The sequence below is a fragment of the Janthinobacterium sp. GW823-FHT06H09 genome (genome assembly GCF_058794735.1).
Genome location: NZ_JBXAHC010000006.1, coordinates 119,075 through 144,772 on the forward strand (window position 1 = coordinate 119,075; position 25,698 = coordinate 144,772).

Below are 25,698 nucleotides of genomic sequence, written 5' to 3' on the forward strand. Positions count from 1 at the left end.
GCCGCTCCTTATGCGCCGCTGGCGCGGGGAGCGGCCACGAGCACCTGGTCGCCTGGGCGCACCTTGGCCGCGCCGGAGACGATGACCCGCTCCTGCGGTCCGAGGCCGGACAGCACGATCTGCTTGTCGCCCTGCAGGCCGCCCAGTTCCAGCTTGCGCGGCGCCACCTTGCCCGCCGCGTCCACGATGAACACCATCTTTTTGTTCTGGTCGCTGAGGATGGCGGCGTCGGGCACCAGCAGGCGCTCTTGCGCCGCGCCGACGGGAATGCGCACGCGCGCAAAGCTGCCCGGCATGACGGCGCGGTCGGCGTTGGCCAGGCTGGCGCGCAGGCGCACCGTGCCCGAGCGGGCGCTGATCTCGTTGTCGACAAAATCGACGCTGGCATCCTGGGCGGGACCGCCGCCGTCGAGCGCCAGCTGCACCTTCGATGGCAGCTTGCTTTGCTGGCGCAGGCGCTGGAAATCCGCTTCCGACAGGTCGACCGTGGCGCGCACGGGGCTGTGCGCGACGATGGTGGTCAGCACGCCACTTTGCGCGGCGCCGCCGGCCACGTAGTTGCCGACATCGACGCGGCGGTCCGACACCGTGCCGGCGATGGGCGCGCGCATGGTGGTGAAGGACAGTTCCAGTTCGGCGCTGCGCAATTCCGCCTGGCTCAGCATGACGGCCGCCTGCGCGCCTTCCAGCTCGCCGCGCGCCCTTTCCAGCTCTTCGGTGCTGGCCGCGCCCGTTTGCTGCAGCCGGCTGCTGCGTTCGAACTGGGCCGTGGCCAGCTTGCTGCGCGCATGGGCCTGGGCCAGGCTGGCCCGGGCGCGGTCGCGCGCCGCCGCGAAGGGGCGCGGGTCGATGACGAACAGCGCATCGCCGGCCTTGACCTGCTGGCCGTCGCGAAACGCGATTTGCTGCAAGTAGCCCGACACGCGCGAGCGCACTTCCACGCGCTGCGATGGTTCGATGCGGCCCGTGTAGTCGAGGCTTGCCTGCACCATCGACGATTCGGGCAGGGCCACGGACACGGTGGGCTTGGGCGGCAGGCCGCCAGGCGCGGCCTGGGAACGGCCGCAGCCGGATAAAGTGGCGCTGCAGGCCAGGGCCAGCAGCAGTGGGAAGGGCAGGGACGGGATCGGACGGGGGCGCATCATGCGGGGTCTCCAGAAGACGTAGGGGGCTTGGCCAGGACGCGGCCGAGCGCGAAAATGGCCAGCGCGGCGAGTATCAGCGCGCTGGCGACGGCAAAGGTGGCGTGCATGCCACGGATCATGGCGGCTGGCCGGGCGCCGGCGATATCGCCAGCGCCGGCGGCGAAGACGGCGCCCATCACGGAGGCGCCCGTGACGAGGCCCAGATTGCGCGACAGATTGAGCATGCCGGAAATGAGGCCGCGCTGCTCGGGCACGATGTCGCCCATCACGGCGGTATTGTTGGCCGCCTGGAACAGCGCGTAGCTGGCCGTGAGCAGCATGATCGGCGCGACGTAGCCGGGGATGCCCAGGCTGGCCGGCAGCAGGGACAGCACCAGGCAGGCGGCGGCCGCGCCGCACAGGCCCGCGCCGCCCATGCGCTGCGCGCCGTAGCGGTCCACCAGCCAGCCGGACGGCACGCCGCAGAACGCCGCCACCAGCGGCCCGGCCGCCAGCACCATGCCGGTGACGGCCGTGCCCAGGCCCAGGCCGCGCGCCAGGTAGAAGGGACCGACCACCAGGGTCGACATCATGACCGTCGATACGAGCATGCTGGTCGCCAGGCCGGCGCTGAGCACGGGCGCGCGCAGCATGGCCAGGCGTATCAGCGGCGCCGGCGCCTTCAGTTCGACGCGGACGAACAGGGCACCGCCCACGCAGGCGGCCAGCAGCAGGGCTGCGTTGCGCATGCCGAAATGGCCGCGCCCCAGGGTCATGGCCAGCGCGTACGCGGCCAGGGTCAGCGCCAGCAGCAAGGTGCCGCGGTGGTCGAACACGGGCCGCCTGGCGTGCGCGCCGCCCCGGTCAGCCGGCAGGTAACGCCAGGCCAGCAGCAGCGCCACGCCGGCCAGCGGCACGTTGACGAGGAAGATGGATTGCCAGCCGAAGCGCGCGATCAGCAGGCCCCCCAGCGCGGGCCCGAGCGTGGTGCCGACTGCCGACATGGTACCGAGCAGGCCCATGGCGCTGCCCGTCTGCGCCTTGGGCACGGTGCTGCCGACAAAGGCCATGGTCAGCGCCATCATGACGGCAGCGCCCAGGCCCTGCAGGGCGCGCGCGGCGACCAGCAGCCACAGGGTGGGCGCCAGGGCGCACAGGATGGAGGCGGCGGCGAACAGGGCGATGCCGGCCAGCAGCAGGCGGCGCCGGCCGATCATGTCGCCGAGGCGGCCCACGCTGACGATCAGCGCGGTGATTGCCAGCAGGTAGGCCAGCACGATCCATTGCACGTCCTGGAACGGCGCATGCAGGGCCCTGGCCATGTCGGGCAGGGCCACGTTGGCGATGCTGGTGCCCAGCGCGGGCAGCAGCATTGACAGGGACAGGCTGGCAAGCGCGCCGCGCACGGGCATCGTGGCGGTGCCGGCCGGGGTGGTCTGCTGGCTTGGAGGTAGGGGTTTTGACGGCGAATTCATAAGGTGGCTTGTCCATCCAATAAGAGTCATTCCATGGTAGCGAGGGATTTGGCATGGCGGAAGACGCATCATTTGCACTATATTGTTGCGTTTGACGCCATGTCTGGTGCGTGGGCGCCGCTGCAGCATCTGGCCCATCTCGAAGGCGGGCGGGCTGTCGGCCAGGTGGCAGCGGACGATGCGCCCGGGAATGCCGGCCACCGTGCAATGGGCGGGCACGTCCTGCAGGACCACGTTGCCGGCTGCCGCCTTGCTCATGGTGCCGATTTCGATGTTGCCGAGGATATTGGCGCCCGCGCCCAGCATCACGCCCGAGCGTATCTTCGGATGGCGGTCGCCATGCTCCTTGCCGGTGCCGCCCAGGGTGACGTTCTGCAGGATGGAAACGTTGTCGTCGACTGCGGCCGTTTCGCCGATGACGATGCCGCTGCCCTGATCGAGCATGATGCCCGCGCCGATGCGCGCGGCCGGATGGATGTCGATGCCGAAGATGCCGGCCGCATGGCTGGACAGGGCAAAGGCGGCCTCGCTGCGGCCCGCCGTCCACAGATGGTGCGCCATGCGGCAGGTTTGCAGCGCGTGAAAACCCTTCAGGTTCAGCCGCGCGTGCAGGCTGTCGGGGCAGGCGGGATCGCGCTGCGCGATGGCCGCAAGGTCGGCCGTGATGCTGGCCAGGATGGGCGGCTGCGTGCTTGGATTGTCCTCGAACAGGGGCCGCAGCACGGCCGGGCGCATATCGCGCGCGCCCAGGCGCTGTGCCAAGATGGCGGCAGCCCGGCGGGGCTGTCGTGCGGCAGTATCAGCTTGGCGAGCTGCTGCGCCATGCCGTGCACCTGCGTCCACACGCCGGGAATGTCGTCGGACTGGCTGGCTGCGGCGGCATCGATGCGGCGCAAGGGCGGCGCAGGCGGCAGGGAGCTGGCATAGGTCAAGTAAGTCATCGTGGTGCCTGTCCAGGCAAAGGAAGGGGGAAAGTGGAGTGCATGGCAACAGGGCCGGCGCCGGCTGGCAAGTGCCCGGGCTCCCGGAAGGCAGGGCCAGGCGATTGCGGATACACGATAAGCCGCCACGAAGGACGAAGCAAATCGTAAATACTGAGCGTGCGGCTCACGATTCCTGATGCTTGGGGAGGCAGGGGCGCATGCCGCGCTGGCGCGCGGGCAGGCGGCGCCAGGGGGGCGGTGCGATGAGGCGGGAAGGAGGGGGCGGAGCGTGGCCCCGCGAAATTACAGCGCGTTGAGCGGAATCTTCAGGTAGCGCACGCCGTTGTCTTCCGGCTCGGGCAGCTTGCCCGCGTTGATGTTGACCTGGATGGCGGGCAGGATCAGGGTCGGCATGTCGAGGGTGGCGTCGCGGCCCGTGCGCATGGCCACGAATTGCTCTTCCGTGATGCCGTCGCGCAAATGGATGTTGCTGGCGCGCTGTTCGGCCACCGTCACTTCCCAGCGCGCCTCGCGGCCGTTGGGCGGGTAATCGTGGCACATGAACAGCCGCGTCTGCGGCGGCAATGAAAGCAGCCGCTGCACGGAGCGGTACAGCAGGGTAGCGGAACCGCCGGGGAAGTCGCAGCGGGCCGAGCCTACGTCCGGCATGAACAGGGTGTCGCCGACGAAGACGGCGTCGCCGATCTGGTACGCCAGGTCGGCCGGCGTGTGGCCGGGCACATGCAGCGCGCGCACTTCCAGCTTGCCGATATGAAACACCTGGTCGGGCGCGAACAGTTGGTCGAATTGCGAGCCGTCGGCCCTGGCGTCATTCTGGTGATAGACGGCCGCGAATGCCTGCTGCACCGTCTGGATGGCGGCGCCGATGGCCACGTCACCGCCCAGCTGCTGTTGCAGGTAGGGCGCGGCGGAAAGATGATCGGCGTGCGCGTGGGTTTCCAGCAGCCAGCGGCACTGCAAGCCGTGTTCGCGCACGAAGGCGATCACCTTGTCGGCCGAGGCGGTCGAGGTGCGGCCCGCCTTCGGGTCGTAGTCGAGCACGGAATCGATGATGGCGCAGTCGCGGCCATCGGCCTCGTAGACAACGTAGGTGACGGTGGCGGTGGTCGGGTCGAAGAAGGCTTGGATTTGTGGAGTCATCGCGGCGGCAAGGGACGGGCAAGGGAATGGCATTATATCGCCAGAGTTCGCTAAAAAAATGCTGCAAATTGACATTTGACATGCGAAAAACAGATATGCGGGCATGCATGCGCCCGTCACAGTCGTGCGCACCCTGGCGCTTGCAGCATGGTAACCTCATTCTTCCAAGGAGGAATTCATGAACGATATCACTGTACGCAGCGAACAGTACCGCGGTTTTACGATTTCCGTGACCCCGCAAAAGGATAACGACGATTTATGGGATTTTACCTACCGCCTGCAGCGCGACGGTGAGCCGGAAGCGCAGGCGATCACGCGCAGCCGCACCCTGGGCGGCTACGCGGCGCCCGAAACCGCTTGCACGGCGGGCCTGGAAGTGGCCAGGACGGAAGTGGATAATCTGCTGCGTCCTTGAGCCAGCGTAAATCGTTTAGCCTGAAAGTCGGCCTGACCGCGCGCCGGCGCGTGAAACACGTCGCTAGCGGTCACGCTTCATGCTACGATTTCCAGTATTGAGTCAGTCAAAGGAGGCACCCCATGAATAGCAGTTCTAAAATTCACTATAAAGGCTGGGAAATCGTTCCCCTGGCCGTGCCCACCACCGATGGCAAATGGTCGGCCAGTTGCGACATCGAACGCGCCACGGCGGAAGGCCTGGAGGTGTTCGAAGGCTCGACCATGCAATTCGTGCGCGACGACGAGGAGGGCGCCATTGCCGCCGCCTGCGAAGAAGCCGTGCGCCAGATCGACAACATCATCGCCAATCCGCTGGTGCGGCTGGCTTAGCCCCTGAATTTCCAGCAAACCTGCAGCCGGCGCCCGCCGGCTGTTTTTTTATGCGCGTCGCCGGTGGCAGTCTCATATGTTTCATGTTTCAATGTTTCAAATGGAATGATTGAAACATATTTGAAACATCATTGGCCTGAATCGTGACATCGCTGTTCCCTGGCGTGACAACGCGTGCAGCGCCGATACGTGGCCATTTCCCTGGTTTTCACTGTGCCGTGGCGCATTTTCCGCGCGAGCGCATGGTGCTGGCACGGCATTTGCAATACCAATGCTCATAGCCACTCCATGAAACATTCGGGACCATCCGAAACCCATAAGGTGAACACATGACTCAATACTCAGCAGGTGCCGCATTCCGCAAGGCCGTCCAGGAAGAATCCCCGTTGCAAGTCGTCGGCGCCATCAACGCCAACCACGCCTTGCTGGCCAAGCGCGCCGGCTATAAAGCCATCTACCTGTCCGGCGGCGGCGTCGCGGCCGGATCGCTGGGCTTGCCAGACCTGGGCATTTCCAGCCTGGACGACGTGCTGACCGACATCCGCCGCATCACCGACGTGTGCGACCTGCCGTTGCTGGTCGACGCCGACACGGGCTTCGGCGCCTCCGCCTTCAACGTGGCGCGCACGGTGAAATCGATGATCAAGTTCGGCGCGGCCGGCCTGCACATCGAAGACCAGGTGGGCGCCAAGCGCTGCGGCCACCGTCCGGGCAAGGAAATCGTGAGCAAGGAAGAAATGGTCGACCGCATCAAGGCGGCCGTCGATGCGCGTACGGACCCGAATTTCGTCATCATGGCGCGCACCGATGCGCTGGCCGTCGATGGCCTGGAAGCGGCACTGGAGCGCGCCGTCGCCTGCGTCGAGGCGGGCGCCGACATGATCTTCCCGGAAGCCATCACGGACCTGGACATGTACGCCACGTTCGCCAAGGCCGTCAACGTGCCGATTCTGGCCAACATCACGGAATTCGGTTCCACGCCGCTGTTCACCTTGGACGAACTGCGCAGCGCCCACGTGGGCCTGGCCCTGTACCCGCTGTCGGCCTTCCGCGCCATGAACAAGGCGGCGGAAAACGTCTACCAGGCGCTGCGCCGCGACGGCACGCAAAAGAACGTCGTCGATACCATGCAGACGCGTATGGAACTGTATGAATCGATCAACTATCATGATTTTGAGCAGAAACTGGACGCGCTGTTCGCCGCGCAAAAGAAATAAGCAGAAATAAGCAAAAATAAGCAAAAAGCAGGGACCGCATGCCGGTCCCGTAGTGACGCACCCGAGACTATTCAATCTGGAGAACACAATGACCGCACCGCAAGCCGCCACTTTCAAGCCTAAAAAATCCGTCGCCCTGTCCGGCGTCACCGCCGGCAACACGGCGCTGTGCTCGGTCGGCAAGACCGGCAACGATTTGCATTACCGCGGCTACGACATCCTGGACGTGGCCGACAGCTGCGAGTTCGAGGAAATCGCCTACCTGCTGGTGCACGGCAAGCTGCCAACCTTGGCGGAACTGAAAGGCTACAAGGCCAAGCTGAAGTCATTGCGCGGCTTGCCGTCGGCCGTCAAGCTGGCGCTGGAAGCGCTGCCGGCCGCCGCCCACCCGATGGACGTGATGCGCACGGGCGTGTCCGTGCTGGGCTGCGCCCTGCCGGAAAAGGACGATCACAACGCGCCGGGCGCGCGCGACATCGCCGACCGCCTGATGGCGTCGTTCGGCTCCATGCTGCTGTACTGGTACCACTACAGCCATAACGGCAAGCGCATCGAAGTGGAAACGGACGACGACTCGATCGGCGGCCACTTCCTGCACCTGCTGCACGGCGAAAAACCGTCGGCGTCGTGGGAAAAAGCCATGCACACCTCGCTGATCCTGTACGCGGAACACGAATTCAACGCGTCGACCTTCACCAGCCGCGTCATCGCCGGCACGGGTTCCGACATCCACTCGGCCATCACGGGCGCCATCGGCGCACTGCGCGGCCCGAAACACGGCGGCGCGAACGAAGTGGCACTGGACATCCAGAAGCGTTACGACAACGCGGACGAAGCGGAAGCGGATATCCGCGAGCGCGTGGCCAACAAGGAAGTGGTGATCGGTTTCGGCCACCCCGTCTACACGATTTCGGACCCGCGCAATAAAGTCATCAAGGAAGTGGCCCGCTCGCTGTCGCACGAAGCGGGATCGACCAAGATGTTCGACATCGCCGAGCGCCTGGAATCGGTCATGTGGGAAATCAAGAACATGTTCCCGAACCTGGACTGGTTCTCGGCCGTGTCCTACCACATGATGGGCGTGCCGACGGCGATGTTCACGCCGCTGTTCGTCATCTCGCGCACCTCGGGCTGGGCCGCCCACATCATCGAGCAGCGCATCGACAACAAGATCATCCGCCCGAGCGCCAACTACGTGGGCCCGGAAGACCTGGAATTCGTGCCGATCAAGGACCGCAAATAATGAGTACCCCCATGAATACCCTGTACCGCAAATCCTTGCCGGGTACCCAGCTAGATTACTTCGACACGCGCGCCGCCGTCGACGCGATCCAGCCAGGCGCCTATGCCACCTTGCCCTACACCTCGCGCGTACTGGCCGAAAACCTCGTGCGCCGCTGCGACCCGGCCACCCTGAACGCCTCGCTGAGCCAGTTCATCGAACGCCGTCGCGACCTCGATTTCCCCTGGTTCCCCGCCCGCGTCGTCTGCCATGACATCCTGGGCCAGACGGCCCTGGTCGACCTGGCCGGCCTGCGCGATGCCATCGCGGCCCAGGGCGGCGACCCGGCCCTGGTCAATCCCGTCGTGCCCACGCAGCTGGTGGTCGACCATTCGCTGGCAGTCGAATGCGGCGGCTTCGACCCCGACGCCTTCGCCAAGAACCGCGCCATCGAAGACCGCCGCAACGAAGACCGTTTCGACTTCATCGACTGGACCAAGAAAGCCTTTAAAAACGTCGACGTGATCCCGCCCGGTAACGGCATCCTGCACCAGATCAACCTCGAGCGCATGTCGCCCGTGATCCAGGTACAGGACGGCGTGGCCTATCCCGACACCCTGGTGGGCACGGATTCGCACACGCCGATGGTCGATGCGCTGGGCGTGATCGCCATCGGCGTGGGCGGCCTGGAAGCGGAAAGCGTGATGCTGGGCCGGGCCTCGTGGATGCGTTTGCCCGATATCATCGGCGTCAAGCTGACGGGCAAGCCGCAGCCGGGCATCACGGCGACCGACACGGTGCTGGCGCTGACGGAGTTTTTGCGCAAGCAGAAGGTCGTCTCGTCCTACCTGGAATTCTTCGGCGAAGGCGCGTCGCACCTGACCCTGGGCGACCGCGCCACGATTTCCAACATGGCGCCGGAATTCGGCGCCACGGCCGCCATGTTCTACATCGATGCGCAAACCATCAAGTATCTGAAACTGACGGGCCGCGACGATGAACTGGTGAAACTGGTGGAGCTGTACGCCAAAGAGACGGGCCTGTGGGCCGACAGCCTGGTGGACGCGCAGTACGAGCGCGTGCTGACGTTCGACCTGTCGTCCGTCGTGCGCAATATCGCCGGGCCGTCGAATCCGCACAACCGCGTGCCGACCTCGGAACTGGCCGCGCGCGGGATTTCCGGCGTGGTGGAAAACGAACCGGGCAAGATGCCGGATGGCGCCGTCATCATCGCCGCCATCACCAGCTGCACCAATACGAACAACCCGCGCAACATGATCGCGGCCGGCCTGATCGCGCGCAATGCGAACCGCCTGGGCCTGACGCGTAAACCTTGGGTCAAATCGTCGCTGGCGCCCGGCTCGAAAACCGTGGAACTGTACCTGCAGGAAGCGGGCCTGATGCCGGAGCTCGAAGCATTAGGCTTTGGCGTGGTCGCTTTCGCCTGCACCTCGTGCAACGGCATGTCGGGCGCGCTCGATCCCATCATCCAGGACGAAGTGGTGTCGCGCGACCTGTACGCCACGGCCGTCCTGTCGGGCAACCGCAACTTCGACGGCCGCATCCACCCGTACGCGAAACAGGCTTTCCTCGCCTCGCCGCCGCTGGTGGTGGCCTACGCGATCGCCGGCACCATCCGCTTCGATATCGAGAAGGATGTGCTGGGCCATGACGCTGACGGCAAGCCTATCCTGCTCAAGGATATCTGGCCGTCGGACGAGGAAATCGACGCCATCGTCGCGTCCAGCGTCAAGCCGGAGCAGTTCCGCAAGGTGTATATCCCGATGTTCGCCGCGCAGGCGGATGACGGCATCAAGGTCAGCCCGCTGTACGACTGGCGTCCGCAGACGACGTATATCCGCCGTCCGCCGTACTGGGAAGGCGCGCTGGCAGGCGCGCGGCCCTTGAAAGGCATGCGTCCGCTGGCCGTCCTGGGCGACAACATCACCACCGACCACTTGTCGCCATCGAACGCCATCATGCTCGACAGCGCGGCCGGCGAATACCTGGCGAAGATGGGTTTGCCCGAGGAAGACTTCAATTCCTACGCCACGCACCGGGGCGACCATTTGACGGCGCAGCGCGCCACGTTCGCCAATCCGACCTTGAAGAACGAGATGGTCATCGAGGACGGCAAAGTGAAGGCCGGTTCGCTCACGCGCATCGAGCCGGAAGGCAAAATCTCGCGCATGTGGGAAGCCATCGAGGTGTACATGGAGCGCAAGCAGCCCCTGATCATCATCGCCGGCGCCGACTATGGCCAGGGTTCCTCGCGCGACTGGGCCGCCAAGGGCGTGCGCCTGGCGGGCGTGGAAGCCATCGTGGCCGAAGGTTTTGAACGCATCCACCGCACCAACCTGGTGGGCATGGGCGTGCTGCCGCTGGAATTCCTCCCTGGCGTGAACCGCAAGACCCTGGGCCTGGACGGCAGCGAAACCTACGACGTCGTGGGCGAGCGCACGCCGCGTTCCACCTTGACCCTCGTCATCCACCGCAAGAACGGCGAGACGGTCGACGTGCCCGTCACCTGCCGCCTCGATACGGCGGAAGAGGTGTCAATTTACGAGGCGGGCGGCGTTCTTCAACGATTCGCGCAGGATTTCCTCGAATCTTCGAAAGCCGCGTAACGGTAGGTCGGATTAGCGCTTGCGCGTAATCCGACCTTATCTGCCGAAACGCGCCAACAATGTATCGGATTACGCGCGGCGATGCCCCGCTGATCCGACCTACCTCTTCCAGGAAAATTCATGACCCACGTACCCCAAATCAAGATCCCCGCCACCTACATGCGTGGCGGCACCAGCAAGGGCGTGTTCTTCCGTCTGCAGGATTTGCCCGCCAGCGCGCAAGTGCCGGGCGCGGCGCGCGACGCCTTGCTGCTGCGCGTGATCGGCAGTCCCGACCCCTACGGCAAGCAGATCGACGGCATGGGCGGCGCCACGTCGAGCACCAGCAAGACGGTGATTCTGGCGAAAAGTACGCAGTCGGAGCACGACGTCGACTACCTGTTCGGCCAGGTCTCGATCGACAAGCCGTTTGTCGACTGGAGCGGCAACTGCGGCAACCTGTCGGCCGCCGTCGGCTCGTTCGCCATCGCCAGCGGCCTGGTGGACGCGGCCCGCGTGCCTGCCGACGGCATCGCCACGGTGCGCATCTGGCAAGCCAATATCGGCAAGACCATCATCGCCCACGTGCCCATGACGCAGGGCGAAGTACAGGAAACGGGCGACTTCGAGCTCGATGGCGTGACCTTCCCGGCCGCCGAAGTGAAGCTGGAATTTCTCGACCCGGCCGCGGACGAGGAGGGCGGCGATGGTGGCAGCTCGGCCATGTTCCCTACTGGCAACCTCGTCGATGACCTCGACGTGCCTGGCATCGGCGTGTTGAAAGTCACGATGATCAACGCCGGCATCCCGACGATTTTCGTCGATGCGCACGCCATCGGCTACACGGGCACGGAACTGCAGGACGCCGTCAATGGCGATCCGGCCGCGCTGGCCCGCTTCGAGACCATCCGCGCGCATGGCGCGCTGCGCATGGGCTTGATTTCCCATCTTGATGAAGCGGCGAAGCGCCAGCACACGCCGAAGGTGGCCTTTGTCGCCAAACCGGCCGGCTATGTGTCGTCGAGCGGAAAAAAGGTGGAGGCGGGCGACATCGACCTGCTCGTGCGCGCTCTGTCCATGGGCAAGCTGCACCACGCCATGATGGGCACGGCGGCAGTTGCCATCGGCACGGCGGCGGCTATTCCCGGCACCCTGGTCAACCTGGCAGCGGGCGGCGGACCCCGCAACTCGGTGCGCTTCGGCCACCCGTCGGGCACCCTGACGGTGGGCGCGCAAGCGCAGCAGGTCGATGGCCAATGGCGCGTCACCAAGGCCATCATGAGCCGCAGCGCGCGCGTGCTGATGGAAGGCAGCGTGCGCATTCCCGGCGACGCGTTTTAAGGCCAGGTAGGCCGATGCGCAGGCAGATCAGTTGATATTTCTGCTAGCAAAGAAACGGAGCGACAAGGAAAATGGGGGAGCGTCAGCCGCGATGCGTGCAGCGCAGACGCTGGCGACCTCCCATACTTCCCGACGGGTGAACTGATGTTATTTAACTCTTACGTCTTCCTGTTCGCGTATCTGCCCATCACGGTGGCCGGTTTTTTCATCCTGGGACGGCGCAGCGAATTATGGGCTGCCGCCTGGCTGGCGTCGTCGTCGCTGTTCTTCTACGCGTACTGGGATTACCGCTACCTGCCGCTGTTGCTGGGCTCCGTCGTCTTTAACTATGGCTGCGCGGCCTGGCTGGCGGCCAGCCCCCGGCCACGCAAGAAATGGATACTGGCTGCCGCCATTGCCGCCAACCTCGGCTTGCTTGCCTACTATAAATACGCGGGATTTTTCGTTGCCAGTCTGGCGCAATTGCTGGCGCAGCCAATTCCCTCTTTGCACGTGATTCTGCCGATCGGCATCTCGTTTTTCACGTTTACGCAGATCGCCTTCCTGGTCGACACCTGCAAGGGCAAGGCGCAGGAAAGCCGCTTCGTCCACTATCTGCTGTTCGTCACGTATTTCCCGCATCTGATTGCCGGTCCTGTCTTGCATCACAAGGAAATGATGCCGCAATTCGCCGACCGGCGTACCTTCCGCCTGTCGGCCAGCAATATCGCCATCGGCAGCACGATTTTTTTCATCGGCCTGGCCAAGAAGGTGCTGATTGCCGACAATATCGGCGCCTATTCGGCGCCCTTGTTCAGTGATCCCGCCGCGCCATCCTTGCTGATCGCCTGGGCTGGCGTGCTCGCGTATGCCTTCCAGCTGTACTTCGATTTCTCCGGCTATTCCGACATGGCCATCGGCTTGTCGAGATTATTTGGCGTGCGGCTGCCGCTGAATTTTGCTTCGCCCTACAAGGCGCGCAATATCGCGCAATTCTGGCGCCGCTGGCACATGACCCTGTCGCGCTTCCTGCGCGACTACCTGTATATCCCGCTGGGCGGCAACCGCTGCGGGCCCGTGCGGCGCTACCTGAACCTGATGATCACCATGGTGCTGGGCGGCCTGTGGCATGGCGCCGGCTGGAATTTCATCGTCTGGGGCGCGCTGCATGGCGCTTACCTGGCGATCCACAAGGCCTGGAGCACGGTGACGCGCAAGCTGCACCTGCCGTCCGGTACGCGCGGCGGGAATGTCGTGGCGACGGCCCTTACTTTCATTGCCGTCTGCGTCGCCTGGGTCTTCTTTCGCGCACCCGACATGGCAACCGCCCTGACAATCATCCAAGGCATGGCGGGCGGCTTTGGCCTGGATTTGCCCGATGCGCTGGCGCCCCATTTGCTGCCGCTTCAGCCTGTGCTGGCCGCCATGGGCATGGGCTATTACCTGGGCGGCGGCACGGTGTTCATTGAAAGCTGGACGTGGATAGCGGTGGCAGCGCTGATTACTTTTTCCATGCCGAATACGCAGCAGATCATGCGCCACTTTGATCCGGCGCTGGATTTTCCTGCCGGTGGGCGACACCTGCGCGCCTGGCTCACCTGGCGCGCCTCGCCTGCGTGGGCGGCCGCCATCGCCGTGCTCGCGCTGGCGAGCATGCTGGCCCTGAACCGGCCCGCTGAATTCCTGTATTTTCAATTTTAGAGAGGGCGCATCATGACGGCATCCCCTTTCAAATCCTATCTGGCCGTACTGGCGCTGGCGCTGGCGGGGGGCGCCGTGCTGGTGGGCGCCTTCGTTTTCGTTGTCGACCCTTATGGCCTGTATGGCGTCGTCCGGCGCGATAATTTCAATGCCGTCAAGCCGGGCCTGAGCCGCTACCAGAACCAGATCAAGCAGGAACATGCGCTGCGCAGGCAGCTGCGCTTCATCATCCTCGGCAATTCGCGCGCGGAGATCGGCTTCGATCCGCGCGCCAGCGCCCTGTCGGCGCTGGGCGCCGGCTACAATCTGGCGATTCCGGGCACGGGCCTGGCGACATCCGCCAGCCAGTTTGCGCAACTGCGCCAGGCCGGCGTCAAGCCGCGCACGGTCATCGTGGGCATGGAATTCATCGATTTTCTCAATCCCGCCGTCGCACCGTTCGCACGTCAGGCGCCAGCGGCGGCCGCGCCGGCGCATGGCCGCGCGTTCTGGCGCTTCGATGCGCTCTTTTCGCTGGCCTCCGTCAAGGATGCCGTGCACACGCTGCGCATTCAGCACGACGATGAGGCGGTTACCTTGTCGGCCGATGGCTTCAATCCCTTGCTGGAGTACGGCGCCCATGCGCGCCGGGATGGCTACCACAAGATGTTCACGCAGCGGGCGCAGGAAAGCGCCGCCAGCTTGCGCCGCAAATCGACGCGGAGCCTTGCCACCGAAGACTTTCGATTGCTGCGCACCTTTTTGCTGGCGATGGCGGCCACCGAGGCCGATATCAAGCTGGTGATCTATCCGTATCACGCGCAAATGCTGGCCATGTTCGAGGCTGCCGGGCTGTGGCCCCTGTTCGAAGTATGGAAAGCACAGCTGGTGCCGGAAATTGGCGCGGTCAAGGCGCGCTACCCGGATGCGCATATTTCCCTCACGGATTTCAGCGGCTATGGCGCATACAACTGCGAGCCGATACCCGCCGCCAATGAGCGCGGCACTGCCACGCGCTGGTACTGGGAGGCCGGACATTTCAAGAAGGCGCTGGGCGATATCGTATTGCAGCGCGTGATGTCGCCGCAGGATGTTGCGCCTGGCGATGGGCAGTTTGGCATGCCGCTCGATGACGCCAGCCTCGAGGAAAACCGCGCGCGGATCGCGCAGGAACGCAACAGTTGCGCGGCGGCGCAGCCGGCATTGTTTTCAAGGCAGCTGCTCGCCACACAGCATAGCCACACTGGAGGAAGCAGATGAACAGATAAGCAGAACATGCACGAACAAAAAAACACAGATTGCACGCCTACCGGAGGAGACATGAATTTCGCAGCATTTTATCAACGCTCGATCGACACGCCTGACGTTTTCTGGCGCGAGGAAGCGGAAAAGATCGACTGGCATACCCCGTTTTCGCAGGTCCTCGATTATTCACGCCCGCCGTTCGCCAAATGGTTCGTCGGCGGCACCACGAATTTGTGCCACAACGCCGTCGACCGCTGGGTGGACCGCCAGGGCGATGCCGCCGCGCTGATCGCCATTTCCACCGAAACGAACACGGAGCGCAGCTACAGCTTTCGCGAGCTGCAGCGCGAAGTGGAGCGCTGCGCCGCCATATTGCAGTCGCTGGGCGTGGTCAAGGGCGACCGCGTATTGATCTACATGCCGATGATCGCCGAGGCGGCGTTTGCCATGCTCGCGTGCGCGCGCATCGGCGCCGTGCATTCCGTGGTGTTCGGCGGCTTTGCCGCCAACAGCCTGGCCAGCCGCATCGACGATGCGCAGCCAAAATTGGTGTTTTCCGCCGATGCCGGTTCGCGCAATGGCAAGGCGATTCCCTACAAGCCGCTGCTCGACGAAGCCATCCGCATCGCAGCGCACAAGCCGCAGCATGTGCTGCTGGTCGACCGCCATCTGGTGCCGATGGAACGGACGAATGGCCGCGACGTCGATTACGCGGCCCTGCGCGAACGGCACCTGGACGCGCAGGTGCCAGTCGCCTGGCTCGAATCGAACGAGCCGTCGTACGTGCTGTACACCTCGGGCACGACGGGCAAACCGAAGGGCGTGCAGCGCGACGTGGGCGGCTATGCGGTGGCGCTGGCGTCGTCGATGCAGTACAACTTCTGCGGCAAGCCCGGCGAAACCTTCTTTGCCACCTCGGATATCGGCTGGGTGGTGGGACACTCCTACATCGTCTACGGCCCGCTGATCGCCGGCATGGCCACCATCCTGTACGAGGGCTTGCCCATCTGTCCCGATGCGGGCATCTGGTGGAGCATCGTGGAAAAATACAAGGTCACGCGCATGTTCTCGGCGCCGACGGCCATCCGCGTGCTGCGCAAGCACCCGGTGGAACTGATGCGCAAATACGACCTGTCGTCATTGAAGGCACTGTACCTGGCGGGCGAGCCGCTCGATGAAACCACCTCGCAGTGGATCGCCGACGAACTGAAGGTGGACATCATCGACAACTACTGGCAGACGGAGACGGGCTGGCCCATTCTCTCGGTGGCCAAGGGCATTGCCGACACCCCGACGCGCCTGGGCAGCCCCGGCCAGGCCATGTACGGCTACCGCGTCAAGCTGCTCAACGAGGCGACGGGCGAGGAGTGCGGCGCGAACGAGAAGGGCGTGCTGGTGCTGGAAGGCCCGCTGCCGCCCGGCTGCATGCAGACGGTCTACGGCGACGACTCTCGTTTCGTCGACACCTACTGGTCCACCTTCAGCGGTCGTCAAGTGTATTCGACCTTCGACTGGGGCGTGCGCGACGCGGACGGCTATTATTTTATTCTGGGCCGCACGGACGACGTGATCAACGTGGCCGGCCACCGCCTGGGCACGCGCGAGATCGAGGAAAGCATCACCAGCCATCCGAACGTGTCGGAAGTGGCGGTGGTGGGCGTGGAAGACAAGCTCAAAGGCCAGGTGGCGATGGCTTTCGTGATCCTCAAGGACCCGCGGGGTTTCGACAGCGTCGAGGCGAAAACGGCGCTGGAACGCGAAGTGATGGCCGTGGTCGACCGCCAGCTGGGCGCCGTGGCGCGGCCCGCGCGCGTGCTGTTCGTGGCGCAGTTGCCGAAGACGCGCTCGGGCAAGCTGCTGCGCCGTTCGATCCAGGCCATCTGCGAAGGGCGCAGCCCGGGCGACCTGACGTCGATGGATGACCCGGCATCGCTGCAGCAGATCCAGGCAGCGCTGGCTTAAGCGCCATGACGAGAACGAAGTTTATCAATCGATAAACTTCGTTCTCAGATCCGGTCGCTTTCCTTGCGCACGACCCTGCCGACGATCAGGCATTCATTGCCGCGGCACAGCTTGCGGTGGTATTTGCGCTGGTCGGGGTTGTCCGATGTCAGCCACCATTCGCCGATGTCGCGCGCCATGCGCTTGACCACCGGTTCGCCTTCGTAATTGATGGCAAACACGATGCCGTCGGCCGGCCGGTTGTCGGCCGTATTGATGATCACCACATCGTCCTCGTACAGGGCCGGCTCCATGCTCTCGCCCTTGACCTTGATCGCCACCAGTTTTTCAGGGTGGTAGCCATTGCGCTCGACCCAGCTGCGCGGCACGCTGATGGTGCTGCCGTCGTGCGTTTCCGGTTCGATGGCAAAGCCCGTGATGCCGGCCGACAGGCGCAGCTTCACCTTGCGGATCGGGTAGAAGCGTTCATCTTCGCCATCTTCCACGACCACGGGCTGCACGCCGGCCAGCGCGCGCGCGGCCATGGCCGCCTGGTCGGGCGCCGCGCCCTGGTCGAAGTACATGCTGTCCAGCTGCAGGTCCGCTTCCAGCTTGCGCGCGATCTTTTCGCTGAACGCGCGTCCCTCGCGGTAGGTGGGCGAGAGGATTTGCGAGATGCGCGCCTCGCTCCAGCCGCTGACGTCGGAAATTTTCTTGCGCGTGTTGTCGTAGTGCTCGCGGATCAGGGCCAGCAGGCGGTCGCGTCTGTATTGATACATATTCATCTCCACATTAAACCTGAAATTTACCGTTTGATAAATTACCAAATGCTTGACTTTAACATTAGCGATTGATAAAGTCCACTCGTTGCCTGTCGCAAACGCACTACAGCGTTTGCCGGTTGGCGACACCACGGGAGGTCAGGCAGATGTTGAACAGCAGTCAGTCGGTTGAAAGCAGGGCGGCGCCGCGGCAGGGGCGCCAGTTACAGGGACGCAGCAAGAAGTCGCAGCTGCATATCGCCCGCATCGCGCAGTACATCCGCGAGCAGGGCCAGGCCAGCGCGGCGCAGTTGTCCGCCTTGCTGGGACTCGACGCGGGCACCATGAGCCGCTATTTGCGCCACATGTGCGGCATGGGGCAGATCCACCTGGCGCAGCGCCATTGCACGGAGCCGGGACGCCAGCGGCCCGCCCTGTACGCGCTGGGCGAGCAGGAAGACGAGGTCGACGGCTGGGCCGAACTGCCGCCGCAGGTGCGCCGCACGGCCAGCTGGCCACGCGGTGCGGCGCGCCGCGATCCGCTGGTGGCGGCCCTGTTCGGGCCGGCGCGGGAAAACTAAGACAAGAATCAACGAGGAGAAAATCATGGGGTTTGCAGAAAAATTCATCGCATCGCTGTCGTCGCAGAACCTGCGCGACGATGCCGTCCACCACGACCTGGACGTGATCGCGGCCGCGGCGCTGGCCGGCGACATGGGCGCCTTGCTGTGCCGCGTCAAATACGCGGACGGCACCGTCAGCCGCTTGTTCGAGGGCAATGCCGGCAACCTGGCGCAGCTGCTGCGCGCCTGGACGGCGGCCGTGACGCAGAAGGGCCGCGCGCGGCGCTGGGTCAAGGCGCAGACGGCCTGGGATGCGCAGGCCGCCAATACCTTGTACCGCCGCGTGGCCGAAGCGTCGCTCGCGCACTGGCTCGACAGCAAATGCAAGGTCTGCCACGGCACGGGCGTCGTCGCCGCCATGCAGGCCGGCGCGCCCGTCGTCTGCAAGGCGTGCCGCGGTGCCGGCGAAGCGGCCATCAGCTGCTCCGGCGGCTTCGAGCTCGAACGCATCAAGGATATGGTCAGCGAACTGGAAGGCATCTTCCAGTCGCACGGGGCCCGCGCTATGCGCCGCCTGGGGCACTGAAAAAATTCTGCAAGATGCCTGCTGATGCAAAAAACGCCCCTACAATAGAGTCTCGATCACGCAGCAACAGCAACACCGGCAACACCGTAGGACCACATGCTTCTCCACTCGTAATAGACGCGCTCGAAGCGCGACACCGATAGGGGAAATCAGCGCAGCGAACGGCCTTCATGGCCCCCTTCGCCCATCTTCCGTCCGGCACGGCCCCGCGCCATCCGGACGCCAGCCCGCCGCCTCACCGCGTGCGGGCTTTTTATTTTCCTGATACTTGGCAGTTCCCCCCTCAAGACCGCATCTGCGGTCTTTTTTTTCATCCCACGAAAGGTATTACTTATGGCATCGACAGCAAACGGCATCGACAGCTTGATCGTTATCAGCAAACAAAGCGCCGAAGGCAGCAAGGCCGCCGCCGGCGGCGGCCAGATTTATCCCCGCGTCACGGCCACCTTCGACACGGAAGCGGACAAATATGCGAGCGCCGAGATCGACGCCAGCCAGCAACAGGGCGATACCCGCCTGGGCAATTTCCGCACCACGGGCGCCATCAAGGCCGAAGCGGCGTGCGGCACCTACGCGCCGCTGATGGCGGCGCTGCTGCGCCGCGACTTCACGGCCGGCGGCGTCGCTGCCGCGCAAACCACCATCGCTGCCGCCGCCTCCGGCCTGACGCGCAGCGCCGGTTCCTGGCTGGCAGAAGGTTTCCGCGCCGGCAGCGTGGTGCGCATCACCGGTATGACGGCGCCGGCTGCCGCCAACAACGCGAAGAACTTCTTCGTCACGTCGGTGACGGCGACCAACCTGAATGGCCAGTTCATGGACGGTTCGGCCATGATCGTCAAGGCGGCCGGCGACTCGGTCGGCGTGGCGGCCGTGGGCAAGCGCAGCTTCACCCCCTTGAGCGGCCACACCACCGACTGGTTCACGGCCGAAGTGCAGGACCCGAAGATCGGCGTACACCGCAGCTTCGTCGACCAGCTGGTCAGCAAGATGGATATCGCCGTGCAGCCGAACGGCATCACCAGCCTGGACTTCACCCTGATGGGCAAGGCGGAAGGCCCGACCACGGCCGTGCCGTACTTCCCCACGCCGCTGGCCGCGCCGGGCACCGGCAAGTTCTCGGGCGCCACGGCGATGCTGTCGGTGAACGGCATCCCGTCGCAGATCTGCACCGGCATGTCCATCTCGCTCGACGGCCAGGTCAAGGTCGACCCGGTGATCGGCTCGAAGTACGCCACGGCCGCCTCGCGCGGCAAGGTCATGGGCTCGGGCCAGTTCACGGTGCTGCTGCAGGACGCCACCTATCTCGACTACTTCAAGTCCGAGACGGAAATCCCGCTGGCCTACGCCATGGCGTCGGGCACGGCGCCAACCGCCGACGTGCTGGCGCTGGCCATGGGCCGCATCAAGATCACCTCGGCCAAGATCGACGACGGCGAGAAAAACAAAATCGTCACCTGCGCCTTCGACGTCCTGCGCTACAAGGGCGCCGATGCGCAGCATGAAGCGACCACCTTGAGCATCCAGGACAGCGCGCTGTAAGCGGCTGACGCTTGATCCGGGGCCGCCGTGAGGGCGGCCTTTTTACTTTTTACCTTTATCAAGAAAGAAAATACACATGAACAACGCACAAATGATCGCCTCGGCTGGTTTTGATATCTCCCTGCTGAATGACGGTAACAAGTCCGTGGACCAGGTGCACCTGGTGTCGGTCCTGTTCGACGAAGACGGTGCGCACAAGGCGGGCTTTGAAATCGTCAGCAAAAATTCCGACCAGTACCGTGCCGTGATCCGCGAAACGTCGGTGGTGGCGATCAAGCGCTCGGTGCAAAAAAGCAAGCAGATCGACGCGAAGACCGACGAAGGCGCTGCGGAACTGTATGACCTGGCGGAAAACCGCAGCATGAAGATCGCCATCGCGGTGGTGGTGGGCATGCCTGGTTTCGTCGACAAGGGCGTGCCGGTACAACCGTCCCCGGCTTTGCTGAAGGCGATTTTTGAAAAAATGCCGTCCTGGCAGGAAAAAGTGCTGGCTGCGCTTGAGGCGGAAGGCAATTTTTTGACGGTCTAGCCGCCGCCTTGCTGCTCTTTGCCGACGAACAGTTTGAGCGTTCGGCGAAGGCGGCTGATGGCAATGCGAAAGGCGAGCACCTGGATGCCGCGAAGCGTCATCCACTCTACCGGGAGCCGCAGGCTCCCGTTTGCGCGCAACTGCCGTTTGAACTGGCGCACGTGTGGCAGTTTTTCGTGCAGATGAGCCGCAAGCGGCAAAACGGCATGGCGGTCAATCCCTTGAGCAGCCTCGATATCCTGGCTTGGCAGTTGCGACACCGCATACGCCTGGCGGTATGGGAAGAAGAGCTGGTCGATCAGCTTGACGCGGCCTACATGGTTCATCAAAACAGTTCTCATTAGGCTGGCCTTTACCCGGCCTATCTATAGCAGAGGTGACGCCAAAAACACAACTGTCATCGCCAGGGTGGCCTCGATTTGCATTGCCACCCTTCGGTGGCTTTTTTTATGGGTAAATTATGACCGTTGATATTGCAACACTACAGATACGCATTGATACGCTCAATGTGCGCATCGCGGCAGATGACCTGGAACGCATGCGCGAGGCCAGCGAGAAGGCCGCCAAGTCGACTCTGAAACTCGAAGATGTCACGAAAAAATACACGGAGATACTCTCCAGCCTGGGTATTTCCAACAATATCGGCCAGATCGTTAAATTAACTGATGAATATACGAAATTGACAGCGCAACTGCGCATGTCGACCAGCTCTACACAGGAATATGGCGAGGCGTACGACAATGTCAAGCGTATTGCAGCCTCGGGACAAACGGATCTCGCCGCTACGGCGGGTCTGTATACCCAAATGAACGATGCGACCAAGAAATTGGGCATCAGCCAGGCCGAAGTGGCCGGCATCACCGAGGCCCTCAATCTGGGCGTCAAGATCAGCGGCGCATCGGCGGCCGATTCCGCTACCGCCTTCAAAGGGCTGTCCGATGCCTTCGCCGATGGGGCCCTGAGCAGCCAGCAATTTAACGCCATCAGCCAGGCCGCCCCTGAAGTCATGGCGGCAATGGCCGCCGGTCTGGGCGTGTCGAAAGAAGCGCTTGCCGGGTTTGCCGGCGCAGGATTGATCACCGCCGATGTGATGGCCATCGCGCTACCGAACGCGCTGGGCGAGTTGCGCAAGGAAGCCGTGCAGTTCGAAACTATTGGCGGCAGCTTTACCGTTCTGAGCAATAACGTGATGGAATTCACGGCGAGGCAGGCGGAGTCGAGCGGCGCCGTGCGCCTGATGACGAGCGGTCTCGAATTTTTGTCGAATAACCTGACCCTTGTCGTTGGCGTGCTGGAAACGCTGACCACCGCGAAGTTTGCCACCTGGGCTGCCGGCGTCGTAGTGGCTACTTACAGCAAGGTCGCAGCCAACCGGGCCTTGCTTGCATCCACCCTGGCGGCGGCGAATGCCGACGTGACGGCGACCGCTGCCACCTCGGCACTGGCGGCTGCACGGGTAGCTGAATTGCAAGCGACGATACGCGCCAGCCAGGCCGACGTGGCGCTGGCGCTGACCACCAATGGTCTGATACCGGCCCAAGCCCGTGCCACTGTTGCCTCCGAGGCTCACTCCGCCGCATTGGTGGCGCAAACGGCAGCAACGCGAGCCGCATCGGTCGCTGCAGGGGTACTGAAAGGGGCCTTGGCATTCATGGGTGGGTATATTGGCTTGCTGGTGACTGTCGTAGGGTTAGGTGTTACTGCCTGGAATATGTGGGGGAGTTCATCGAAGGACAATGCGGAGAAGGCCGTAGAGCCCATGCGCAAAAGCACCAAGGATATCATTGCTGAACTCGACAAGCAGATGGTCCAGCTGGCAAAGCGCAATGAGCTGGCAAAGCTGGGCGTGTCGGAAAAAGGATTGGATACCCCGGCTGGCGAGCGCATGGCAGAGATATCGACGGAGATGGATGCGGTGCGCAATCGCACGGGAAAATATCAGTCCCTGGACAAGGCGGCGCGGGACAGCAACATGGCAAGGCTGCAAGCCGAATTCGATGCGCTGCAGGGCAAGCTCAAGCAGCTTGAGCAGCAAGGCGCGTCGGGTAAACCGACGAGCGGAACTGGTACAGGCGCGCCATCACTTCCCGCTCCGCCAACGCCTTTCGAAGTCATGATGGATGACATGCGCGGCAAGGCCCGCGACCTGAAGCGCGAAGTTGCCGGCTATGCCGAGATGAACGAGGCGCAACAGTTCGATTATCGGTTGAAGGAACTCCTGGCGGATCGGACGAAAAAGGTGACCGCAGCACAACAGGCGGGATTCGAGGTTGCACGCAAAGTGATACAAACTCGCCTCGATGAGATCGAGGTGGACAAGCAAGCCAAGGCAGTGGCGGAGCAGGCGCAGGCGGAGGCGAAAGCGCTGTCCGATACGCGGACGCAGGCCGTTGCCGATGCCGTCAAGGAAGCGGAGGCTGGCGAAAAGCTGGTAGCGGTGTATGGCATGAGCAAGACCGCTATCGCGCAAAATGAAATGGCGTTGTTGAAGGAACAGCGCGCCGCGCTGGCGGTGGGCAAGGAAAATGCGGCGCAGATCGAGTATTTGAATGCCTTGATCGATGCCAAGCAGCGCAGCATGACGGCGACGGAAGAACTGGCCGCCAAGGAAGCGTCTGCCGCTGCGGCCAAGAAGGCCTCGGATGAATGGGCCGCCAGCGCCAAGGACATCGAAAAATCGCTGACTGACGCCTTCATGAACGGCTTCGAAGGCGGCAAGAACCTGGCGACGATGTTCAAGGACAAGTTGAAGAGCATGTTCAACAACCTCGTGCTGCAACCGATCATGTCTCCCATTGCGGCCGGCTTTGCCTCGTTCCTGAATCCGGGTGCGGCGCAGGCGCAGGGCAGTTTGGCCAATGGCGGGGGTATCCAGGCGCTCATGAGCTCGGCGAAGGGCATTTACGAATCGTTATCGACCGGCCTGTCCGGCATCGGTAACTCGGTGGCCGATGGGGTGCAGCGTGGAATCAACATGCTGCAAGGTTCCCCCTATTCTCCGTTTGTCAGTGCCAATGGTTCGTTCGCCACCGGTGTAGGCGCGGCGGCAAGCGTTGCCGCCGGCGTCATGGGTGGCGTGTACGGCGGCAAGATGATTTCGGGTGAATATGGTCGCAACGGCGTTGTCAATGCCGGTACGGCCATTGGCGCAGGGCTAGGAACTGTGGTCTTTCCTTTGGTAGGCACGGCGATGGGAGCCCTGGTCGGCGGCTTGCTGGGAGGCGCCGCGAACCGCCTGTTCGGCATGGGCGAGAAAAAGGTCAGCAGCGCAGGTATTTCCGGCAGTCTCGGTGTCGATGGCTTTACGGGCGAGAGTTATTCGAACTGGACCCAGAAAGGCGGTCTTTTCCGCAAGAATAAAAAGGGTACCGACCATTCTGAAGTCGATGCCGAGCTGGCCGCATCGTTAGGCGATACGTACGCGCAGATGAAGGCGGTGACGGGCACGTTCGCCAACACACTGGGCGTGAATACGGATGGCCTGGCCAAGCGCACGCAGTCGCTCAATATTGTCATGACCAAGGACGATGCGGCCAATCAGAAAGCCATTGCCGACTTCTTTACCGGCGTCGGCGATGCCATGGCCATGGAATTGGTTCCTTCCTTGTCGCAGCTCAAATTGAAAGGCGAGTCGGCGAGCGCTGCGCTGCAGCGCCTGGCGGGTAGTTACGCCACTGTTGACGCCGTGCTGGCAACCTTGGGCAGCACTTCGCAGCAGGCATTTGGCGCCGTCGGCGTGGCATCCCTGGCGGCGCGCGAGCAATTGGTCAAGGCCGCCGGCGGCGTTGAAGCACTGGGCAATCGGACTGCGTTCTTTGCCGAAAACTACCTGACCGAAGCCGAGCGCCTGGCGCCCGTGCAAAAACAAGTGACGGAACAGATGGCAGCCCTGGGCTATGCCAGCGTGACCACGCGCGCGCAATTCAAGGACACGGTATTGCAACTGGCCAATTCCGGCGCCTTGGCCACCAAGACGGGCGCCGAGCAGTATGCGGGCCTGATGGCGCTGGCCGATGCGTTTGCGAAGACGCATGCGGCGACGGAAGACCTGACCAAATCGGAGCAGGGTATCGCCGACGAGCGTAAGAGCATCCAGGAAAAACTTGACCAGATGACGATGACGTCGGCGCAATTGCGTGCCCGCGAGCGTACTTCGGTCGATGCTTCCAACCGGGCGCTATATGACCAGCTGCAGGCGCGGCAAGAGATCGCCAGCGCCTACGAGACGGAATCCTCCGCCCTCAAATCCACCATCGACCGCCTGAAGTCGTTTGGCGACGGTATCCGTTCGTTCAAGGATTCCCTGTTGCTGGGCAGCTTGTCGACGCTGACGCCGATGCAAAAGATGGCTGAGGCGCAGCGCCAATATGAGGAAACGCTGGCCAAGGCGAAGACGGGCGATGCGGCGGCGCAATCGGCGCTGACGGCGGCGGCCACGGCGTACCTGACGGCGAATCAGGTAGTCAAATCGTCGAGCGACGCCTATGCGGCCGATGCGGCGCGGGTGCAGGCCGACCTGGCGGCGCTGGCGGCGATTGCCGGCACGCAGATGAGCGATGCGCAGAAGCAGTTGACGGCCCTCGACACGCAGGTGGGGCAGTTGATCAATCTAAACAAGACGGCGGTGGGCATCCAGGAAGCGGTCGATGCGCTGGGCGCTGCATTGCGGGCAGGTGGCAACGTCGATATTACAGGCGGGATGCAGTTCGCATCCGCTTTCGGCATGCCGCTTGCCGCCGTTGACGAGGTGGTGGTCGACGCGCCGGCGGCGCAAGCGATGCAGCGCTATTTCAGTGCCGGCGATGGCGTCAACGAAGCGCTGGTGGCAGAGATCAAGGGCTTGCGCGAGGAAGTGCGTCAGCTGCGCGCCGATCAGGACCAGCAGACGGGCGCCATCATCAGCAGCAATTACGACGCCAATGAACGCGCCGCCGACAAGGTGTCGGCCGGCGCGTCGGAAGCGGCCCGCGCCTCGGTTTGGGCCAGTCAATCGAAAGCGAGCATAGTATGAACGAAACCT

The 25,698-nt window shown here is 63.7% G+C and carries 19 protein-coding genes; 15 read left to right on the top strand and 4 right to left on the bottom strand.

Features of this window, described 5'->3' with window-relative positions; translation table 11 throughout:
* Window positions 1-8: 8 nt before the first annotated feature.
* The 3 genes from AC1Q6X_RS11675 to AC1Q6X_RS11685 form a co-directional block, all read right to left on the bottom strand.
* The gene (locus tag AC1Q6X_RS11675) at window positions 9-1,145 is read right to left on the bottom strand and encodes an efflux RND transporter periplasmic adaptor subunit (protein ID WP_492497080.1); all 1,137 of its coding nucleotides are present in this window, start codon (window positions 1,143-1,145) and stop codon (window positions 9-11) included.
* Window positions 1,142-3,361 carry a serine O-acetyltransferase EpsC gene (gene epsC, locus AC1Q6X_RS11680; protein ID WP_492497082.1) on the bottom strand — a complete coding sequence of 740 codons (2,220 nt, stop codon included), beginning with the start codon at window positions 3,359-3,361 and terminating at the stop codon, window positions 1,142-1,144. Before epsC ends, AC1Q6X_RS11675 begins: the two co-directional genes overlap by 4 nt.
* A gap of 464 nt (window positions 3,362-3,825) precedes the next feature.
* Complete coding sequence (locus AC1Q6X_RS11685) at window positions 3,826-4,683, bottom strand: MBL fold metallo-hydrolase (RefSeq protein ID WP_492497084.1); 858 nt, start codon at window positions 4,681-4,683, stop codon at window positions 3,826-3,828.
* 178 nt (window positions 4,684-4,861) lie between these two features.
* On the opposite strand from AC1Q6X_RS11685, the gene AC1Q6X_RS11690 reads away from it, so the two are divergent.
* The 9 genes from AC1Q6X_RS11690 (at window position 4,862) to AC1Q6X_RS11730 (ending at window position 16,721) form a co-directional block, all read left to right on the top strand.
* Window positions 4,862-5,098, top strand: coding sequence for a hypothetical protein (locus AC1Q6X_RS11690; RefSeq protein ID WP_492497086.1), 237 nt, complete (start codon window positions 4,862-4,864; stop codon window positions 5,096-5,098).
* 122 nt (window positions 5,099-5,220) lie between these two features.
* Window positions 5,221-5,469, top strand: a complete 249-nt coding sequence (locus AC1Q6X_RS11695) for a hypothetical protein (RefSeq protein WP_034751890.1) — start codon at window positions 5,221-5,223, stop codon at window positions 5,467-5,469.
* A gap of 329 nt (window positions 5,470-5,798) precedes the next feature.
* Entirely contained in the window at window positions 5,799-6,686 is an 888-nt protein-coding gene (gene prpB / locus AC1Q6X_RS11700) for a methylisocitrate lyase (protein ID WP_070220951.1), read from the top strand.
* Window positions 6,687-6,774: 88 nt separating this feature from the next.
* Window positions 6,775-7,929, top strand: coding sequence for a bifunctional 2-methylcitrate synthase/citrate synthase (prpC, locus tag AC1Q6X_RS11705; RefSeq protein ID WP_492497088.1), 1,155 nt, complete (start codon window positions 6,775-6,777; stop codon window positions 7,927-7,929).
* A gap of 11 nt (window positions 7,930-7,940) precedes the next feature.
* Complete coding sequence (gene acnD, locus AC1Q6X_RS11710) at window positions 7,941-10,535, top strand: Fe/S-dependent 2-methylisocitrate dehydratase AcnD (RefSeq protein ID WP_492497449.1); 2,595 nt, start codon at window positions 7,941-7,943, stop codon at window positions 10,533-10,535.
* A gap of 120 nt (window positions 10,536-10,655) precedes the next feature.
* Window positions 10,656-11,855, top strand: coding sequence for a 2-methylaconitate cis-trans isomerase PrpF (gene prpF, locus AC1Q6X_RS11715; protein WP_492497090.1), 1,200 nt, complete (start codon window positions 10,656-10,658; stop codon window positions 11,853-11,855).
* Window positions 11,856-11,999: 144 nt separating this feature from the next.
* Window positions 12,000-13,535, top strand: coding sequence for an MBOAT family O-acyltransferase (locus tag AC1Q6X_RS11720; protein WP_492497092.1), 1,536 nt, complete (start codon window positions 12,000-12,002; stop codon window positions 13,533-13,535).
* 12 nt (window positions 13,536-13,547) lie between these two features.
* Window positions 13,548-14,774: a hypothetical protein gene (locus tag AC1Q6X_RS11725; protein ID WP_492497094.1), complete on the top strand. Its 1,227-nt coding sequence runs from the start codon at window positions 13,548-13,550 to the stop codon at window positions 14,772-14,774.
* A 60-nt stretch (window positions 14,775-14,834) separates the two neighbouring features.
* On the top strand, window positions 14,835-16,721 hold the full coding sequence (locus tag AC1Q6X_RS11730) for a propionate--CoA ligase (protein WP_492497096.1): 1,887 nt from the start codon (window positions 14,835-14,837) through the stop codon (window positions 16,719-16,721).
* Window positions 16,722-16,765: 44 nt separating this feature from the next.
* On the opposite strand, the gene AC1Q6X_RS11735 is transcribed toward AC1Q6X_RS11730, so the two are convergent.
* On the bottom strand, window positions 16,766-17,479 hold the full coding sequence (locus AC1Q6X_RS11735; RefSeq protein WP_070220944.1) for a S24 family peptidase: 714 nt from the start codon (window positions 17,477-17,479) through the stop codon (window positions 16,766-16,768).
* 149 nt (window positions 17,480-17,628) lie between these two features.
* Between AC1Q6X_RS11735 and AC1Q6X_RS11740 the strand changes: the two genes are divergently transcribed.
* From AC1Q6X_RS11740 to AC1Q6X_RS11765, 6 genes are all read left to right on the top strand, one after another.
* Window positions 17,629-18,042, top strand: a complete 414-nt coding sequence (locus AC1Q6X_RS11740; protein ID WP_492497099.1) for a FeoC-like transcriptional regulator — start codon at window positions 17,629-17,631, stop codon at window positions 18,040-18,042.
* Between the two features lie 25 nt (window positions 18,043-18,067).
* Window positions 18,068-18,610 carry a hypothetical protein gene (locus tag AC1Q6X_RS11745; RefSeq protein WP_492497101.1) on the top strand — a complete coding sequence of 181 codons (543 nt, stop codon included), beginning with the start codon at window positions 18,068-18,070 and terminating at the stop codon, window positions 18,608-18,610.
* 333 nt (window positions 18,611-18,943) lie between these two features.
* The gene (locus AC1Q6X_RS11750; RefSeq protein ID WP_492497103.1) at window positions 18,944-20,149 is read left to right on the top strand and encodes a phage tail tube protein; all 1,206 of its coding nucleotides are present in this window, start codon (window positions 18,944-18,946) and stop codon (window positions 20,147-20,149) included.
* Window positions 20,150-20,225: 76 nt separating this feature from the next.
* Complete coding sequence (locus AC1Q6X_RS11755; protein WP_492497105.1) at window positions 20,226-20,678, top strand: hypothetical protein; 453 nt, start codon at window positions 20,226-20,228, stop codon at window positions 20,676-20,678.
* An 8-nt stretch (window positions 20,679-20,686) separates the two neighbouring features.
* Window positions 20,687-21,022, top strand: a complete 336-nt coding sequence (locus AC1Q6X_RS11760; RefSeq protein WP_230504772.1) for a phage tail assembly chaperone — start codon at window positions 20,687-20,689, stop codon at window positions 21,020-21,022.
* Window positions 21,023-21,138: 116 nt separating this feature from the next.
* Window positions 21,139-25,689 carry a tape measure protein gene (locus AC1Q6X_RS11765; RefSeq protein WP_492497107.1) on the top strand — a complete coding sequence of 1,517 codons (4,551 nt, stop codon included), beginning with the start codon at window positions 21,139-21,141 and terminating at the stop codon, window positions 25,687-25,689.
* Window positions 25,690-25,698: the final 9 nt, after the last annotated feature.

What these genes read in the sequence shown, in the direction of transcription:
- AC1Q6X_RS11720 (WP_492497092.1), top strand. Translation starts at nt 12,000, where the DNA reads ATGTTATTTAACTCTTACGTCTTCCTGTTCGCGTATCTGCCCATCACG.
- AC1Q6X_RS11745 (WP_492497101.1), top strand. Translation starts at nt 18,068, where the DNA reads ATGGGGTTTGCAGAAAAATTCATCGCATCGCTGTCGTCGCAGAACCTG.
- prpB (WP_070220951.1), top strand. Translation starts at nt 5,799, where the DNA reads ATGACTCAATACTCAGCAGGTGCCGCATTCCGCAAGGCCGTCCAGGAA.
- AC1Q6X_RS11750 (WP_492497103.1), top strand. Translation starts at nt 18,944, where the DNA reads ATGGCATCGACAGCAAACGGCATCGACAGCTTGATCGTTATCAGCAAA.
- AC1Q6X_RS11735 (WP_070220944.1), bottom strand. Translation starts at nt 17,479, where the DNA reads ATGTATCAATACAGACGCGACCGCCTGCTGGCCCTGATCCGCGAGCAC.
- acnD (WP_492497449.1), top strand. Translation starts at nt 7,941, where the DNA reads ATGAATACCCTGTACCGCAAATCCTTGCCGGGTACCCAGCTAGATTAC.
- AC1Q6X_RS11730 (WP_492497096.1), top strand. Translation starts at nt 14,835, where the DNA reads ATGAATTTCGCAGCATTTTATCAACGCTCGATCGACACGCCTGACGTT.
- AC1Q6X_RS11765 (WP_492497107.1), top strand. Translation starts at nt 21,139, where the DNA reads ATGACCGTTGATATTGCAACACTACAGATACGCATTGATACGCTCAAT.
- AC1Q6X_RS11690 (WP_492497086.1), top strand. Translation starts at nt 4,862, where the DNA reads ATGAACGATATCACTGTACGCAGCGAACAGTACCGCGGTTTTACGATT.
- AC1Q6X_RS11675 (WP_492497080.1), bottom strand. Translation starts at nt 1,145, where the DNA reads ATGATGCGCCCCCGTCCGATCCCGTCCCTGCCCTTCCCACTGCTGCTG.
- prpF (WP_492497090.1), top strand. Translation starts at nt 10,656, where the DNA reads ATGACCCACGTACCCCAAATCAAGATCCCCGCCACCTACATGCGTGGC.
- AC1Q6X_RS11685 (WP_492497084.1), bottom strand. Translation starts at nt 4,683, where the DNA reads ATGACTCCACAAATCCAAGCCTTCTTCGACCCGACCACCGCCACCGTC.
- prpC (WP_492497088.1), top strand. Translation starts at nt 6,775, where the DNA reads ATGACCGCACCGCAAGCCGCCACTTTCAAGCCTAAAAAATCCGTCGCC.
- AC1Q6X_RS11755 (WP_492497105.1), top strand. Translation starts at nt 20,226, where the DNA reads ATGAACAACGCACAAATGATCGCCTCGGCTGGTTTTGATATCTCCCTG.
- AC1Q6X_RS11740 (WP_492497099.1), top strand. Translation starts at nt 17,629, where the DNA reads ATGTTGAACAGCAGTCAGTCGGTTGAAAGCAGGGCGGCGCCGCGGCAG.
- AC1Q6X_RS11725 (WP_492497094.1), top strand. Translation starts at nt 13,548, where the DNA reads ATGACGGCATCCCCTTTCAAATCCTATCTGGCCGTACTGGCGCTGGCG.
- AC1Q6X_RS11695 (WP_034751890.1), top strand. Translation starts at nt 5,221, where the DNA reads ATGAATAGCAGTTCTAAAATTCACTATAAAGGCTGGGAAATCGTTCCC.